The organism is Rhodococcus sp. P4_E4, assembly GCF_056401575.1.
The window spans coordinates 1-16,127 of sequence record NZ_JBFUJB010000036.1; the positions used below are offsets into that span (position 1 = coordinate 1).

The 16,127-nt window shown below is 58.9% G+C and carries 13 protein-coding genes and 3 pseudogenes; 10 read left to right on the forward strand and 6 right to left on the reverse strand.

What is annotated here, in order from left to right:
- The 3 genes from AC1DVN_RS29685 to AC1DVN_RS29695 form a co-directional block, all read left to right on the forward strand.
- A partial coding sequence (locus AC1DVN_RS29685) for a lipase family protein (protein ID WP_477994696.1) occupies positions 1-321 on the forward strand: 321 nt, incomplete at its 5' end.
- Positions 322-435: 114 nt separating this feature from the next.
- Positions 436-1,056 carry a TetR family transcriptional regulator gene (locus tag AC1DVN_RS29690; protein WP_477847799.1) on the forward strand — a complete coding sequence of 207 codons (621 nt, stop codon included), beginning with the start codon at positions 436-438 and terminating at the stop codon, positions 1,054-1,056.
- A gap of 388 nt (positions 1,057-1,444) precedes the next feature.
- The gene (locus tag AC1DVN_RS29695) at positions 1,445-2,590 is read left to right on the forward strand and encodes a YncE family protein (protein ID WP_477847798.1); all 1,146 of its coding nucleotides are present in this window, start codon (positions 1,445-1,447) and stop codon (positions 2,588-2,590) included.
- A gap of 224 nt (positions 2,591-2,814) precedes the next feature.
- On the opposite strand, the gene AC1DVN_RS29700 is transcribed toward AC1DVN_RS29695, so the two are convergent.
- Both AC1DVN_RS29700 and AC1DVN_RS29705 read right to left on the reverse strand, forming a co-directional pair.
- On the reverse strand, positions 2,815-3,024 hold the full coding sequence (locus AC1DVN_RS29700) for a hypothetical protein (RefSeq protein WP_477847803.1): 210 nt from the start codon (positions 3,022-3,024) through the stop codon (positions 2,815-2,817).
- Between the two features lie 288 nt (positions 3,025-3,312).
- Complete coding sequence (locus AC1DVN_RS29705; RefSeq protein ID WP_477847797.1) at positions 3,313-3,450, reverse strand: hypothetical protein; 138 nt, start codon at positions 3,448-3,450, stop codon at positions 3,313-3,315.
- A gap of 372 nt (positions 3,451-3,822) precedes the next feature.
- On the opposite strand from AC1DVN_RS29705, the pseudogene AC1DVN_RS29710 reads away from it, so the two are divergent.
- Positions 3,823-4,515, forward strand: a pseudogene (locus AC1DVN_RS29710) (transposase).
- A gap of 213 nt (positions 4,516-4,728) precedes the next feature.
- Here AC1DVN_RS29710 and AC1DVN_RS29715 read toward each other — a convergent pair.
- The 4 genes from AC1DVN_RS29715 to AC1DVN_RS29730 all read right to left on the reverse strand — a co-directional run bounded on the left by AC1DVN_RS29715 (position 4,729) and on the right by AC1DVN_RS29730 (position 10,139).
- Positions 4,729-5,862, reverse strand: coding sequence for a YncE family protein (locus tag AC1DVN_RS29715; protein ID WP_477994698.1), 1,134 nt, complete (start codon positions 5,860-5,862; stop codon positions 4,729-4,731).
- 81 nt (positions 5,863-5,943) lie between these two features.
- A complete protein-coding gene (locus AC1DVN_RS29720) occupies positions 5,944-7,083 on the reverse strand; it encodes a YncE family protein (RefSeq protein ID WP_477847795.1) in 1,140 nt (379 codons plus the stop codon).
- 9 nt (positions 7,084-7,092) lie between these two features.
- The gene (locus tag AC1DVN_RS29725) at positions 7,093-9,123 is read right to left on the reverse strand and encodes a lipoxygenase family protein (protein WP_477847794.1); all 2,031 of its coding nucleotides are present in this window, start codon (positions 9,121-9,123) and stop codon (positions 7,093-7,095) included.
- 197 nt (positions 9,124-9,320) lie between these two features.
- A complete protein-coding gene (locus AC1DVN_RS29730; protein ID WP_477847793.1) occupies positions 9,321-10,139 on the reverse strand; it encodes an acyl-[acyl-carrier-protein] thioesterase in 819 nt (272 codons plus the stop codon).
- A gap of 354 nt (positions 10,140-10,493) precedes the next feature.
- Here AC1DVN_RS29730 and AC1DVN_RS29735 point away from each other — a divergent pair.
- From AC1DVN_RS29735 to AC1DVN_RS29760, 6 genes and pseudogenes are all read left to right on the forward strand, one after another.
- Positions 10,494-11,021, forward strand: a pseudogene (locus AC1DVN_RS29735) (formylglycine-generating enzyme family protein); the annotation flags it as partial.
- 521 nt (positions 11,022-11,542) lie between these two features.
- Positions 11,543-11,854 (forward strand): annotated as a pseudogene (locus AC1DVN_RS29740) (YidH family protein); the annotation flags it as partial.
- A gap of 25 nt (positions 11,855-11,879) precedes the next feature.
- A complete protein-coding gene (locus AC1DVN_RS29745; RefSeq protein ID WP_477847792.1) occupies positions 11,880-12,149 on the forward strand; it encodes a DUF202 domain-containing protein in 270 nt (89 codons plus the stop codon).
- Positions 12,150-13,421: 1,272 nt separating this feature from the next.
- Positions 13,422-14,597, forward strand: coding sequence for a Cmx/CmrA family chloramphenicol efflux MFS transporter (locus tag AC1DVN_RS29750; protein ID WP_477994700.1), 1,176 nt, complete (start codon positions 13,422-13,424; stop codon positions 14,595-14,597).
- Positions 14,598-14,792: 195 nt separating this feature from the next.
- Entirely contained in the window at positions 14,793-15,107 is a 315-nt protein-coding gene (locus AC1DVN_RS29755; protein WP_477847790.1) for a response regulator transcription factor, read from the forward strand.
- Between the two features lie 56 nt (positions 15,108-15,163).
- Positions 15,164-16,126, forward strand: a complete 963-nt coding sequence (locus tag AC1DVN_RS29760; RefSeq protein ID WP_477847789.1) for an oxidoreductase — start codon at positions 15,164-15,166, stop codon at positions 16,124-16,126.
- Position 16,127: the final 1 nt, after the last annotated feature.

The window sequence follows — 16,127 nt, forward strand, 5'->3', positions numbered from 1 at the left end:
CCCACCATCCCTATGTTCATCGCTCAAGCCGCAAACGGAGCCCTCGAGGGCACCCAGCCAGGTGGACCCGGCGTCGGCCCTGGCGACGGAGTCATGGTTGCCGGGGACGTCCGCACACTCGCCACTCGTTATTGCGACGCAGGTTTGTCGATCCAGTACGACCAGTACGACACCATCAGTCACGTTCCCGGTGGCGCGCTTTGGCTCCCCGGCGCCATCACCTGGCTCAACGACCGTTTCAACGGGAATCCGGCGCCGAACAACTGCTCGAACATCGCACCGGGCAATTCACTGGCGCCGGAAGAACACGCGGCGAGTTGAACAATTTCTCGCATCACGCGAAATGGCACCAAATCTTCTATCGTGCCAAGGCCAGAATAGCGAATTCGCAATCGGACACGATCTGCACGCCACATAAAAGAGGAGGCCCTCTACATGAGTGACGCATCGAGCCCCGAGGAAAGAAGCGATAAAATATTTAGCCAGAAGCGCGCGAAGGAAACTCGTGAGCGAATCATCATCGGCGCAGCAACCGTTTTCGAAACCTCCGGATATGCAGCGACCAGTATCAACGAAATCATCGATGCTGGAACAAGCACCAAAGGCGCTCTCTATTATCACTTTCCGACAAAATCGAGCGTCGCTTGCGAGATTGCTGAGCGCTGGGCAGAAGCCACATATGAACTTGAACAGCAGATTTGGAGTACCGCAAATTCGCCACTTGATCAATTATATATCCTCAGCCGTTCGCTCACGCATCTCGGCACACACAGCCCACTGTACCGAGCTGGGCTTAAACTCAGCACCGAAGTGGAACTCGATACAACTCCGAGGCTCTATTATGAGTGGGAGAAACGCATCGAAAATATCTTCGATGACGCGATAACAGCCGGGCAAATTCGCAAATCCACATCCGCGAGACTCCTCGCGTCTAATTATTGCGCAATGCTTATCGGGCTTTTTCATTCTCCGCACACGCGTCACACGAATGATTTATCGGTTGAAAACCAGTTTGAAGATTTTCTCCAGACTATAATTCTTGGGAAAACTAGGTAAAATTCTCTAAGCTGTCCGAAACCCTGTCACACGTCGAATCAAATGAGAAAACACCTCACGAAAAGACTCTAACGCGGAACGGTTCGAGATTCAATGCAGGAAGTACGGGCGCTGGTGACGCGATTCCTGCGCCAAGCGGCGGACGGCAATCCCCCACCTATTGTGTTCATTCGAACCAGTTTACGCCTCGACTGCAGCCCGCATCGTCTCGCTGGCATCCACACGACCACGCATCCGAACCGGAGCACTAGCGACAGCAATTCCTTGGCCACACCAACCATCACACTTTCCCGTCCGGGCGCACAACAACTCGGCTCTAACCTATCGGCGCTAGCCAGCAGACAAATAGATTTCACCTTGATCGATGACACATCGAAAATGGAGACAAATGAAACGCGCAACTGCCCGTAACACGCACCACCCGCGTGTAAAAGCGTTGGGGATTTTTCGTGGCATACGGTGGAATGCTGCCGTGCTTGCCTCTCTCGTTGCCATTGGGGCGATTGCGCTACCTGCTAGTGCCGAACCGCTAGGCCCTGGCGAAAGCAGCAGCGATCCGGCAATTGCCTATATACCTTCCGATTATCCGTTCGGTGCGGACAGTTCGGTGCGGGCACTCAATATCGAAACCGGAGAAGTTGAGCAGAAGTTCCCGGTTGGTCCCGGACCGCTCGTCGTCAAGGAGTCGTTCGATCACAGCAAGCTCTACGTTTCGAGTCTGGGCGTCGGGTTGCGTAATGACGGCCGCGGTTTGCAGGCTGAATCCGCGTTGTCGATTATCGACAAGGAGACCGGCAACGTCAGGAAAGTGCAAACTCTGGGGCCACCGTTCGCAGTCATTCAGCTATCGGCCGACGGCAGAAATCTTTACATTCCTACTGCGGCGTCGGTCGTCCAAGTTCTTGACACAACAACCGATACGGTTGTTCGCACTATTCCCACTCTTCTACCTCCAACAGTCGTACATATAGAAGTTTCGCCGGACGAGAAATTCCTCTATACATATACCGGTACCGGAATTATCACCAAGTATGATATGCAGTCTGGCCAACCCGTGGGGGCGCAGCTCACCCTGGGGCCTGGCGGGTGGGGTACGCAAAGTCGCGACGGGCGCTATATCTACGCAGTCAATCTTCTTGGTTCAGTTGCAGAAATAGATACCACCTCATTCACGATCAGCAAAACCTTCAAGCTTTCGACGTTTGAAGTCCCTGTATCCGGAACCCTAACGCCAGATGGCACACAGCTGTGGCTGGCAAACTATGCTGCGCAAAATATTGAGGTGTTCGACACGAAGACCGGTTTGATTTTGCAAACCATCAAAACAAAAGGATCTCCGTCCTATGTATCATTCTCAAAATCGAATGACGACATCTTCTATGCAACTATCGCAGACTATGGACTTGGCGACCCTGGTGCGGCGCCGAACATCCCCGCGAAAGGCTACTTGGAGATTTACGACAAATCTACCTTCGAGCAGATCAAGCGAATATACATCGATCGCATTGGTCCAGGTGCGGGAATTTTCCCCTGATTGGTCCACTCCCATTCCGCGTTAGCGAAATAGCAGAAAAAGATCGCTGGCTGATGCGGGACTGTGGTAGAGGGCCGGTCCTCAGCGCGAGAAAGCGAGTTGCGACACCACCGTTCTCAACCAAGTAGGACCAGCCCTGTGACACATCATAATGCTCCACTGACTGTCGAGGGACGGCGGCGACTCGTCGAAAGCCGTCGCCGTCTACCGTTTCGCCGCACACGTCACGCCCGCGAGCATCGCGCACGCACGCTGCCGAACTCGCCCGGTAGCGCATGTCTCTGCTGAGATCTCGGCAATGCGCCTCGAAGTAAGTCACCCGTCACCGCAAGTACGGTGACCTGGGACCACAGGACCGATTCCGGCGCACCAGCGACCGCCACAGCGGCGGGGATCGTGGCCGAGATCGATTCCATGGCGACGGACCCGGACATAGTCACCCTCACGGATCACGTTCGAACTGCTCACCGATGCGATCGTTATTGCCCTCCGGGCAGCCGACGCCGCCATACACGTCGCGCGGATTCCGGTGAAATCCTGCGGAATTTTGGATCGCACCGCTGCCTTTCATCGACCCGAACGGCGAGAACAGTCGCAACCCAGGTCATTATCGCCAAACAACCAGGCCAGATGGTCCACAATGATGTGAGGAAAGTCGGAAAGATCCCGGACGGCGGCGGATTGGCGTGCCCACAGCCGCGGACTCCGCACAGATCAAACGATCACAACGGCGCAAGATCCGGGCGAAGCAAGCCCGAATCGGCTCCACCTATCTGCCACTCGCGATGCACGGGAAGCAGCCACCTGGCGTGCGCTGTGTCCAGCGGCAACGAAACCGCTGCAGCAGCCATCGACTTCATGAAAACGCACGATTGTTCTTCGCCGCACAGGGAATCACCCACATCGCACAGGTAATCACTGACTACGGATCATCCTACCGGTCTGCAGATTTCACGTTCTCACTCCGCGAATCGCAGCACTACCGCATCACAAGTCGTACGCCTCGAAACACGACGGGAAAGACAAACGCCGCAGCCGTACTCTCGCTGAAGACCTGCTCTACTACCGCGAGGAGCAACGGCATATCGGGGTATCCCGATATGGCCCGACCAGCCAGATATAAAGGGACTGTTTATTATTCGGCGTTTCGGCGCTACACGCTGAGTGCATGCTCAGTGAGGGAGGTGCCGTGATGACGACACGGGAAGATGTGACGAAGAAATAGGGCGAGCATCCCCACGGAAGCTGCGGCGGCCGCCGAGTTGATCAGGTTGGCGAAGGAAATAGGTCCTGTCGTTGACCAGGCCGGACGGCTTGCTTAAACAGTTCACCAAAACCGTCCTGGAAGCCGTTTGGACTGGCAGGTCGCGAGCCGGCCGATCTACGCCGCGATCGGCGTAAGCCTCGACAGCCAGCTTGACGTGCTCCGACTTGGCCATCAACAGGCGGCGAGGGCACCCAATTTTGGATGTCCGCCCTGGTAGATTTCGGAATCGGGGCACTCGGGGCGTGTTCTCCTGGTCTACGACGCATCGAAAGGGTTCTCGGACGTCGTCGAGCGCGCGTGGCCGGCTGCCGTAGTCCAGAGGTGTTGGATCCATTTTATCCGAAATGCGTTTCGGCAGAACCGTTTTTGCATCAAACACGATCTCAAAACGATCCTTCGCGGCACCGACCGAGGGCGCCGCTCGGGCTGCGTTCGACGACTCCACCGAATGGTGGGGTGGGAGATATCCGGAGACCATCTAGCTGTGAACTATTGCCCGGCAGGAATTCACACGTTCCTCGACTACGACATCGACATACGTCGAGTCCTGTGTTCCACCAACGCGTTCTTGTCCCACAACGCCCGATACTGTCGGGCCGTGAGGGCACGCGGCCATTTCCTAACGAGCCCGCCGCACTCAAATGCCTCTATTCGGTGACGCGTTCTCTAGACCCGACGGGCAAGGCTCAGACCTCATGGATTATGAGGCGCAAGTCCGCTCGGAAGGCATTTACGATCACGTTCGCCGATCGTTGGCCGTTGTCGGCAGCTTACTAATGGCATTGGGCCGAAACACCTTGGCGAGATAGACCCGACATGACGAATTGATCGGAGTCCCGTGTGGTTGTCGAGTGTAGGTATGTCAGATTGATCATCCGGGGTAGACGCCTGCAACGAGTGCACCCTTGATGGTGGTCGAGTCGATGACTGTTCCACTTGCGGTGTCGTAGGACGCCAGCGATGTTTCCAGACCGATGAGGTTGGCGGCGTATGCGTTTGCCAGAGCCGCCTGGCCACCCCCGGGGACGAATCCCAAGTACAGTTGCGCGGGCAGGCCGGAGGATCCGTCCACCAGGCTCACATAGGCTTTGGCGCCGTCGGAGGAGAAGCCGACGTATACCGGTGCCTGGTCGGTGGTGATGGTTTGGACGATGTCACCGGTGGCGGTGTCGAAGACCAAGATCTCGTTGTTCATGTAGTTGCACATCCACAGGCGGGTGCCGTCGGGTGTGAGTGTGGCCGAGAGTGGTCCGGCCGCGATCGGCATCTGCTGCACTTTCGTCACTTGCCAGGTGCGGGTGTCGATGGTGGTCAAGCCGGAAATGTAGTTTACGGCGTACATCGTGTTTCCGTCCACGCTCAATGCGCCCCAGCCTGGAAAGAAGCCGTCGAGGAAGATCGGTGGTGCAAGCATGACGCCGCTGACGGCATCGTATTTGGTTGCTGTCCCGACCGCGGAGAATACGTACACCGCGGTGCCGTCCGGGGAGATTTCGAGGTGGGCGGGCCCGGGCGGCAGCGCGATGGGAAGCGTGCGGATCACTTCGAGGGATTGGGTGTCGATGACCTGCATCACCGACAGTGAAGTGGGGACGAAAAGGAACCGACCGTCGTGGGAGAGCTGCGAGACTGCGTACGCGGCGCCGAAGGTAGGGATTTGTTTGATGACCGTCTGGGATTCGATGTCGATGACCGAGACGTTCCAGTTTGCCGGACCGAAATTTCCGACGAACATCTTCGAATGGTCGGGCAGTGCCTTGATCACCAGGGGGTGGTCACCCACGTTGGGGATGGTGGCCGCCACGTCGAGGGTTTCAGGATCGAAAACGACGACAGATCCGTTTCCGTAGTTCGGCATCCAGATCGCTCCGTCTGCTCCGGTGGTACTGCCTGGAATGGACGGATTCGCTTGCGCGAGGGACGGAGCTGCAAGCACCGCGCCAGCGGTCAGGAGTGCTGCCGTTAGTCGTGTGGCTGTCGAACTGAGCGTGTTTCGGTTGGACATCGAATCATTTCCGTAGGTAGCGCGTAGCAGGCTGCGCTGCGTCGAGGGTGACAGCGTCGGTCAGAACAGCGTCCGTTGCAGTCAGGGGAGATCGGGTAGCCAGGCAGGGATTCCGGGACCCGCGGCGGTGGGGGTGGTGTCGAGGATGTGATCATCGGTGGGGTCGAACGTGATGAGCCGGCCCGGTCCGAGGAATCCAACGGTGATCAAGTTCATGAAGGTGATGCCCTCGCCGATGGGGCCGGGGATGTTGCGTGAAGTGTGACCCGCGTCGGAGATGTATCCGCGGGTGCCGTCGCCGCTGAAGGTCATACCGATGACGTCTCCTTCTGTCGGGATGACGCCGAGGAGTCGCTCGTCGGCGGTGTCGAAGACCATGACACCGTTCTTCCCGAACCGGGTGACATAGAGTTTTTTACCGTCCGGTGAGATCTCGGAGGTGAACGCGCCGGGGTTCATCAGCCCGCCAACACCATTTTCTTCGGTAGCAACGGTTTTCGTCAGTTCCCACTTCTCGACGTCGATGACCCCGATCGAGTTGATCGTATCGGTGTATAGCTTTTTTCCGTCGTGGGTGAAGGAGTACCAGAAGGTGGCGAGGCCACCGCTCCAGATCGGTGGTTTGACGGTCGCGCCCGTAATAGGGTCATAGGCGCCGATCAACCCGCTGCCGAAGCCGACGTACATCAACCCGTCCGGACCTGCCATCGCCCCGGCCGGAATGTCGTTGAAGCGGAGGCGGCGCACGATGGTGTCGGTGGCAACGTCGAGGACCTCGACCACAAAGCCTACTTCCGGGATGTAGATTTCTTTGCCGTCAGCGGAAGTGAAGATTCCCAATGGAACAGATTCGACGGGCAGTGTCCGTGTCGTACCGGTCTTCCTGTCGATGATCGAAATCGAGGGCGCGAGCAAGCTGAAATTGTCTGTGTAGACCTTGCTGCCGTCGGGAGTCTTGGCGAGAACGGCAGGACGCGAAGGGCCGAGGGGTGCATCGATGTCGATCCGCTCGGTGATCGTGTTCGTGGTCGTGTCCATCACGGCGACCGTGTCGTTGTCGACCTCGGGAATGAACAACTGCCCGGCGGGACCGCTATAGGAAGGAGTCGGCGGTGTTGCAGCCACCTCTTCCGCACCAGCAGTCATGGGGGCTGATATGGCAAACGTTGTTGCCAGTGCGAGCGCAGCAGCGGTCGTGCGGCGGCGGGATGAAGCAGACATGTCGTGTCCTCAAATGTTGGTGCTGGTCGGAATGTTGCTCGGCAGCAGGTATTCGTAAGGCTGTGACCTCGACTGATTGCGCCGATTGATCTCGGCTTCGATGGCAGCGAGATCCTTGCGGAAGCGGTGCAACGGGCCGCCGGTCTCGGCAATCCGAGGATCACCGAACGACGGGGGAAATGGGAAGATGTTGGTGCGGTAGTCCCCGAGGGGCCGGTAGTAGATCGTGCCGAGAACATTGAGAAAGTAGAACTGTGCCAGTGAAGTCAGGAGATTCGGCAGCGACTTGATCCAATCCGCTTCCGTGAGCCCGTCAGTGCTCGTCGGCGGCGGGGTTGCGGCGATCCCCGCGGTGTAGGGCGCGTACGTCATAAGGTGGGACTGCGGATAGTTCACGGACGCGTGATAGGCGCTGGCGGTGTAGATGACCATGGTGAGAACTTCGATCAACTGGTCCACCGATGTGATCTCACGGAAACCCTTCATCTTCCCCATCGATGCGGCCTCTACGACCCACGCGGCCAACTCGGTGTCTGCGATCACATCGGCGTCACTGGTGTAGTACACGCGGACGTAGTCGTCCATCCAGTTCTCGATGGCCTCCCAGATCAACAATGCGTCGTCACGGTAGGGGAACTCGCGCAAGGTGCCGGCATCGTCGAGGCCTCTGCGTGCGAAATCCCGGTGCGGCATCCGTTCGTAGAAATCCCAGTTCAACCGGTCCTTGCCGACTGTTTCGACAATGTCGGGTAAAGGGGCGGCGAGGATGATGTCGGCGAACAGATTCGGGGGCATGATGATCGTCGCGGCGAGGAAGTTGACGAAGATGTCGCCCTCGAAGTGGGGGGTCAGCAGCACAGAGAGGGGATGGTTCGGGGCGAACGCGCGGTGGGTAGACAACGCGAAGACTTCCGAGACGAAATGGGCACGTGAGAGGTGTGCCAGCATTTCATGGTGATTGAAATCGGCGGTTTGGACCACCGTTTTCGCCATCTGCCATCCCCAATATTTCTGCTGATCATCGGGTTTGGGCCGGACGAAGATTGGGGCTGTCGCAGGATTCTGGCCGCATTGAATCGCTACCGATTGCAGTTTTCCGCCTCCCGGCGCAATAGCGAAGACCGCGATCGGGGCCGAGTTGTAACCATCGCCGGTGAGTATTTTGTACGTGGCGTGCTCGGGAGCCATCTTGCCCAGCTCGACGTAATCGACGATGAACAAACGCCCTTCAGCGATCGCGGTATCGAGATCGTCGTCGACTCCGAGACCGTCGCGGTACTGCTGGTGTGTCAAGGGGAAATTGTCGGGAAGTGCCCTGTCGACCCGTTCGATGACGTTGGTGTTGAACCCGCCGATGCGAAGGAACGCGAAGAGTTCGTCGTCGTGGAGATTTTCAGCGACGTCGGGGATGGGCATCCCTTGCCACATCGCGTTGTATTGCGCGAGACCGTCTTTCGTTCCGAAACTACCGATGCTCTGGTTCGATTCCAGCAGTGCTTGGACATTGGTTCGGAGATTGCTCAGCACGAGCTGTACTTGCTGGAACAAGTCCATCGCCTCGGCCTGCAGAACGGTCGCCTGAGCCGATTCCTCCGGGGTGGCTGTGACGTACGCGTCTGAGGGGCGATCGCCGAGTTCGTTGTACTTGCCATTTCCCAGCGCGGTGAAGCGCATGTTTGCATCCGCCGACTTCTGCCGTATCGCGAGCAGTTGCTGCTCGGGATCGGCGAGCGTTCCTGTTGCCGCTGCATTGAATTGGGGGATGATGGATCCGATGAGGTTGAGGGCCATCGTCACGACGGTGTCAACGCCGGTGAGAAGCCACTCGATCGTCGGAAAAGAGTCGAGCGGAACGAAATACGCCGCCGGAATCCCGGGAACGAACGGTAGGTCTTCGGTCCACGTATACGCCGATTTCGCCTGTACGAGCGCCGCCTGCCGGCCCCACGGCGCCTGATCGAATTGAGGCAGCAGTGGCACAGGGAGGTCTGCGATCACGGGTGCCGCCACCGCGGTGCCGAAACCGGTCGTACCGGCCATTCCCACAGACGCAATCGGGATCAATGCCGAAAGACTTAGCAGCCGTCGGCGATTCAGATTTCCTTGCATGAAAAAGGCTCCAGGGCGTAGAAGTATTCGGTCGGGCCGCTGCCTCGGGAAGGACCGCCTCGGAAGGGGGGCCGAACCGGGCAAGCAAGGCTAGCGGGTGACCGAAATGGACTGTGATCAAAGAAAAGTCAGAGCGCGGTAACTGTTGCCGTAGTAGCGATCTGCCCTTCGACGATCAGCCAGATTCGTAGTTCCGCATCCACGCGTTGGCGCCGGACAATGACCTGGGACGCGGGAGCTATCGGACGTAGATATTCGATGACAGCGCGGTGAGGGCGACCGCCTAGATCGGGGTGATCGACCAACTCGTCCTCGACGACCGCCCAATAGGCACTGTTGTTCACGTGCTTGAAAGGATCGAAATCGGTGGACCGCAGCACATGCATGCGGTCCGGCATCGAAGATTCGTCTCCGAACGCCTCTGGATCGGCGTGATGCATCGAGCGCCAACGCAACCGGTGCTGATTATTCATCGAGGCCAAACTGTCGAATCCTTCGTCGCTGATCCGCGACGGCACCCCGTTCTCGTTGACGTTGATCCAGAACGCTTCTGTCTCGATCAGCCCGCTCGGTCGAGGAGCAGGATTGAGTCGGTCGGTCTCGTGCTCGGCGGTGAGCCGGACACGCATATTCGCCCACCGGGTGGACAGTGCGGAACACCACCGTTCCAGACGAACTGACGCCGGCCACGAAATCGGTTGCAACACATCGATAACCGTTCGTCGAACCACCCAGAAAGGGTCGGTGGATCCGAACGACGTCGCGGCAAGGTTGTCGTTAGCGACGTCCTGAAGATACCGAGCGACACCGTCGAGCCGAAGCCGCATCGACGGATCGACATCTCCCGCTCGAACTCGATACCCTGCGGCGAAGAACCCCGCATCCGCTGTGCGGCCAGGAAGCGGGTCTATACCGACCCAACTGGAACAATCTGCATCCGCGTTCATCGGGCATCCTCACTGCATGGACGGGAACCGACTGCGCCAACAACGCCGCACTTGCGACTAGCAGGCGCACGATTCTGCGGTAGATCTTGATTGGAAGCTCTTCGGTGGCCGAGTTTGGCGTCCGAAAGCTTGGAGACCTCATAAAAGTAGCTGGGAAGTAATTAGATCCGCAACAAAAAATCGAAGGGAGTGGCACAAATCACCCGAAACTTCCAACCCGGCGGTGCGACATGAAATTTCGTCACCTTCGCGTCAAGTGAAGCAATTATACAGCTACTCACCGTCGTGCGGATTCGTGCCGAGCGCCTGAGGGAATTTCGCCACCCGGCGGAAACGTAAAGAAACGGCCGATCCCACTGGGCGGAGGCCGGCCTCGGAGACCACCCTGTCGTGCACATCTCGTGGCAGGATGCCGCTGCCTACTGCTCCTGGGCAGGTGGAAGGCTTCCGACCGAAGCCGAATGGGAATTCTCCGCACGCGGCGGGCACAAGGGCAGGAGGTATCCCTGGGGTGACGAGCTCACTCCAGATGGTGAGGATCGATGCAATATCTGGCATGGTCGCTTCCCTGAATCCAACACCCTTTCCGACGGGTTCCTGACAACCGCACCGGTATGCTCGTTCCCTGCGAATGATTTCGGTCTTTTCGAAGTCTGCGGCAACGTGTGGGAATGGTGCGCCGACTGGTTCTCACCTTCGTACTACCGCCGTTCGCCCCGACAGAACCCCCTTGGCCCACGAGACGGTGCCTCGCGTGTCACCAGAGGCGGTTCGTACCTGTGCCACCACAGCTACTGCAACCGATACAGGCTCGCCGCTCGCTCAGCGAATACACCTGAATCATCCACGGGCAATTGCGGTTTCCGGATGGTGCGCCAATGACGCAATTAGACCATAGACCAGGAACCAAACGCTGGCGGGGAGTTTCTGCATTCGCCTCGAATTCGTCATCCACATCGATCCGCGGAACAAATCCGGATCTGACGGTATATCGGCTCTACATCGATTTCACAAGCGTGCTCACGAGAATGGGTACGCGGCGACCGCCGGTTATGTTGTTCGCCGAGTCATGCGCTCACGACGGTCGAGATGCATTGTGCCGACACGGTCAGTTTGATCCGTAGCGGGCATGACGGTTCTAGAAACTCGCCAACCTCGAATGGACGTACTTGACTACCGATGTCGAGGCAATAGCCGCCAGGCTCCCCGTAAAGTGTTCAGACTTCGGAGTCCAACTCACGACTCGTAGTTTCATCTGGCCCCTTCCAGCCGAACTCTCACCGACTGAGATCGCTTAGGTGCTGGACCAACTCCACATAGACTTGAAGTTAGACATGGAACTGATCATCACCCCATAAGCAGAAAATTCCGACCGCAGCTGGCCAGTAATTCTCTAATCCGTTGGTAGTGAGCCTGATCCGCGCTTTAGCCTCGCGAATAGGCGGACCCTGCTGGCGTGGATTCGCATCCCATTGGCCTTCCTGGCACTAGGCGTGGCGCTCGACGCACTCGACGACATCGCCGTCGTCGGACACAGTTCATCGTCCGCGTTCTGTTCCGTGACCTTTGGACTGATTTGCGAAATTGGCGGCTTGCGCCGGTGGTGGAGGAATGAGCGAGCACTCAGACGAACACAGGCCCCTACCCGCGCCCTTACGGCCGTGGCTGTGACCGTCATACCGGGAAGCCTGAGGGGACCGCGGTACTACTGCTGACCCTGACCGTCGCAGGAAAGCTCTATTGCATCTCGCCCAAGACCATGGCGCGCAAATCGAACGGACCGCCTTGTCATGGCAACGCACCGTCGCCGCGATTCCGGTTTGCACACTTACCGTTTCACGTACGGTCACACCTCACATTTCGTGGGAATCTGCCGCAGTCATTGCAGCACTCGTCCTACGTGTGGCAGCACTTCTACTTCTCTCCCACCACAGGTATCGCCACATGACCTTTGCGCTGGGAAGCCCTCGGATGTTATCCATCCGAACCCGCCACTGTGCGTGTCGCTAATCGGGGGCAGGTACGGCGAGCCACGGATTGACCGGAAAAGAACCGATTGCCCGACCGTTGGGGTCCCGTAGTGTGGCGCGAACCTGTTATGGCGTAGGGCCGCTGTACGCTCCATGGTTCGTGCGATCTGAGTGTTTCATTGGACGGAAAAGTTCGGTAAGAGTCGTTTCGACCGGCTGCGAGTTTTCGAGTCCACTTATTCACAGTGAGGTCATGAGTTTGACGGCTCCCACAGGTCAGACGAATCGCGTCTCGATCACCGATCACTCTGCGACGCCTACCTGCTCGATGCCTGTGAGGGCCTCAACGGTTACCACTGCTATGGCGCCCGTATCGGCGAGCGGCTACGGGCAACGCACTGTTGACCACTTTCTTCGTATAAAGTTCCTTATCTGCAAATCATTTGTGCGAAAAGTAATTCGAGGGTGAATGTCAACGCTGAAGTGATTCGGCCGGTCTGGTCGCATACGACCTGCACGGTCAAAAAATTCCGGCATTGCACCCTCGGAGCCGTGTGCTATCGACTTACCCGGACCGCGACCTTTAGTCCGTACTCGGCGCTATCGAACCTCGGAGACGGTCCTGTGAGTTGGACAACTGGTTGAGGGTTGACATTCTCCATCATGCTCGCGAGCACCTCCAGATGGCCGGATCGCGTGCGCTGGGAGCATTTTTGCTTGTCGTTGCTACCCACGGATTCACCACTGCCGGACTCTTTCCGATCGCAGGCTCGAAGACTCGATGGCGCCCTCCAGTATTCGACACGTCAGATGTCGTCACCTCCTGTCCACGGCGCCCTGCAGATTGCTGATCATTAGCAGCGTGCCGTTATTTGTATCGAGTAGAACGAACGTATTGCCGGGTCTGAATCGTCGACGCATCCGAAACCTCCACCTCACTCACCTAGTCCGACATCCGTACCTTGGAAACCGACCTGTATTGGCATTTCAGTTGGACATCGACCAGTGGCGTTGCTAGGTTCAAGACCATGTCCAGCCCGAAGGCGTCCAGACTCTAGCCACCGGAGGTAGTCCGGTGGCCACATCCCGTCGCGCCCGAACGTCACGCTCTCGTGTGGCCTTCCCTTGTTGTTTGCGATCAGTGGCACACCTCTACCGTCTGAATTTCGAGTCTGGCCTCGGCTGCGCACATCTCGCACTGTGACGCTGTCAGGTCACCCGCTTCGCGGCTACCAGTTCCTTTCATCGAATCGAGCTTCCGGTGCCGCCGCGCAGCCTCCCTGACCATCCTCAGATTTTATGGAGTCTCGCAGTGCCTTTCGCTATCTACGTCCTCGGGCTTGCTGTCTTCGCCCAGGGCACATCCGAATTCATGTTGTCCGGACTCATACCGGACATGGCCCGTGACCTCGGGGTTTCGGTCCCCGCCGCCGGACTCCTCACCTCCGCCTTCGCGGTCGGGATGATCATCGGCGCTCCGTTGATGGCTATCGCCAGCATGCGGTGGCCCCGGCGACGCGCCCTTCTGACATTCCTCATCACGTTCATGCTGGTCCACGTCATCGGCGCGCTCACCAGCAGCTTCGAGGTCTTGCTGGTCACACGCATCGTGGGAGCCCTCGCCAATGCCGGATTCTTGGCAGTGGCCCTGGGGGCGGCGATGGCGATGGTGCCCGCCGACATGAAAGGGCGCGCCACGTCCGTCCTCCTCGGCGGTGTCACGATCGCATGTGTAGCCGGTGTTCCCGGGGGCGCCTTCCTGGGTGAAATGTGGGGCTGGCGTGCAGCGTTCTGGGCTGTCGTCGTCATCTCCGCCCCTGCAGTGGTGGCGATTATGTTCGCCACCCCGGCCGAGCCGCTTGCAGAGTCCACACCGAATGCCAAGCGTGAACTGTCCTCACTGCGCTCACGCAAGCTCCAGCTCATTCTTGTCCTCGGGGCGCTGATCAACGGCGCAACGTTCTGTTCGTTCACGTACATGGCGCCCACGCTCACCGACATCTCCGGTTTCGACTCCCGTTGGATTCCGTTGCTGCTGGGGCTGTTCGGGCTCGGATCGTTCATCGGTGTCAGCGTCGGAGGCAGGCTCGCCGACACCCGGCCGTTCCAACTGCTCGCTGTCGGGTCCGCAGCACTGTTGACGGGATGGATCGTCTTCGCTCTCACGGCATCCCACCCCGCGGTGACATTGGTGATGCTGTTCGTGCAGGGCGCTTTGTCCTTCGCGGTCGGCTCGACTTTGATCTCCCAGGTGCTCTACGCCGCCGACGCGGCACCGACCTTGGGTGGATCGTTCGCGACGGCCGCGTTCAACGTCGGTGCTGCACTGGGACCGGCGCTCGGCGGGTTGGCGATCGGCATGGGTCTGAGCTACCGCGCCCCGCTCTGGACGAGCGCCGCGCTGGTGACACTCGCGATCGTCATCGGCGCAGCCACCTTGTCTCTGTGGCGGCGACCAGCGTCTGTCCACGAATCTGTCCCCGCCTGACCAGAAACCAGGATCTGTGAGTGCGGTGACTGATCTGTGCACGCTCAGCAGTCACCGCGCGCTCACGTCGTACCGAGGGCCAGCGCCAACAGGTGTGTGGAGCTCTGCCCCTGCCTCTTTCACGCGAACTCACTGTTCAGTGCGGCGATACGTCCTCAGTGAGTTCCACTACAGCGACCATGGAGAACTCGGAAAATGTCTGTTGACAACAACACGACCAACACCGCACTGACCCCCGCCTCATCAATGGATGCAAGACGTGCGTCGTTCCCGCAGCGTCCGACCACACCCTCGCACGAGGCGACCGTGATGCGATTAAGTAAGCGCCAAGAACAGATCATCGAACTGGTCGCCGAGGGCTATTCCGGAAAAGAAGTTGCACGCCTACTCGGCATGTCACCGAAAACCGTTGAGTCCCACCTACAACGGGTGTTCGATCGTTGCGGCGTCCGGAGCCGCGCCGGTGTCGTCGCGCGGTGGATGCAGAGCAAGCACCTCGCCGCCAGCTGACCCACTCCCCTCACCGCCTTTACCTGAAATTTCAACCGACGAGAGGCTTCACCCCAGTGACACTGAAACGACAAAGTTCGTTGGGCACCCGCTTCGGGCGCTACACCCGTGCCGCGGACATCATCGAGAACACAGCCCTGAGTGGGAAGACGGCGGTTCTCACCGGCGGTTACTCCGGCTTGGGTATCGAGATCACTCGTGCTCTCGTCAATGGAGGGGCATACGTCGTCGTCCCTGCTCGTCGACCTGATATCGCGCGGACAGCTCTCGCCGAGTTCGGTGACGCAGTGAGCGTGAGCTACGCGGATCTGGCTGATATCGACTCTCTTCGGCAGTTCGCCGAGCAGTTCTTGGCCTCTGGTCGGCCGCTGGAGATGTTGATCAACAACGCTGCCACGATGGCCTGCCCGTTGAGCCGAATCGGGCGCTGGGATGCTCAGTTCGCGATCAACCATCTCGGTCACTTCGCGCTTACGAACTACTTGTTCCCCGCCTTGGTGTCGGCGGGCGCTTCACGTGTCGTCTCCGTCTCGTCCTCGGGCCACCACTTCTCGCCGATGCGGTGGGAGGATGTGCCGTTCGAGAGCGGATACGACAAGTGGCTCGCGTACGGGCAGTCGAAGACCGCCAACGCCCTGTTCGCCGTCCACCTCGACGCTCTGGGTCGTGCGCATGGAGTCCGCTCGTTCTCGCTACATCCGGGGTCGATCATGACACCGCTGCTACGGCATCTCCCGCACGAGGAAATGGTCGATTTCGGCTGGATCGACGACGACGGGAGTCCAGTTAACAGCTCCTTCAAGACCGCCGAGCAAGGGGCGGCGACCGCGGTGTGGGCGTCGACCGCACCCGACCTGAACGGCCTCGGTGGCCTGTACCTCGAGGACTGCGACATCGCCGCTCCCGCCACCGAGGACCGCCCGTTCGTTGGTGTCCGCGACTACGCCTCCGACACAGACGAGGCCGCTCGCCTGTGGCTTTACTCCGTTGACGCGGTCGGCGTCGACGCCTTCTCCTGAG

Coding starts and splice junctions, on each gene's coding strand:
- AC1DVN_RS29690 (WP_477847799.1), top strand. CDS start 436: ATGAGTGACGCATCGAGCCCCGAGGAAAGAAGCGATAAAATATTTAGC.
- AC1DVN_RS29695 (WP_477847798.1), top strand. CDS start 1,445: ATGAAACGCGCAACTGCCCGTAACACGCACCACCCGCGTGTAAAAGCG.
- AC1DVN_RS29700 (WP_477847803.1), bottom strand. CDS start 3,024: ATGTCCGGGTCCGTCGCCATGGAATCGATCTCGGCCACGATCCCCGCC.
- AC1DVN_RS29705 (WP_477847797.1), bottom strand. CDS start 3,450: ATGAAGTCGATGGCTGCTGCAGCGGTTTCGTTGCCGCTGGACACAGCG.
- AC1DVN_RS29715 (WP_477994698.1), bottom strand. CDS start 5,862: ATGTCCAACCGAAACACGCTCAGTTCGACAGCCACACGACTAACGGCA.
- AC1DVN_RS29720 (WP_477847795.1), bottom strand. CDS start 7,083: ATGTCTGCTTCATCCCGCCGCCGCACGACCGCTGCTGCGCTCGCACTG.
- AC1DVN_RS29725 (WP_477847794.1), bottom strand. CDS start 9,123: ATGGCCGGTACGACCGGTTTCGGCACCGCGGTGGCGGCACCCGTGATC.
- AC1DVN_RS29730 (WP_477847793.1), bottom strand. CDS start 10,139: ATGAACGCGGATGCAGATTGTTCCAGTTGGGTCGGTATAGACCCGCTT.
- AC1DVN_RS29755 (WP_477847790.1), top strand. CDS start 14,793: ATGTCTGTTGACAACAACACGACCAACACCGCACTGACCCCCGCCTCA.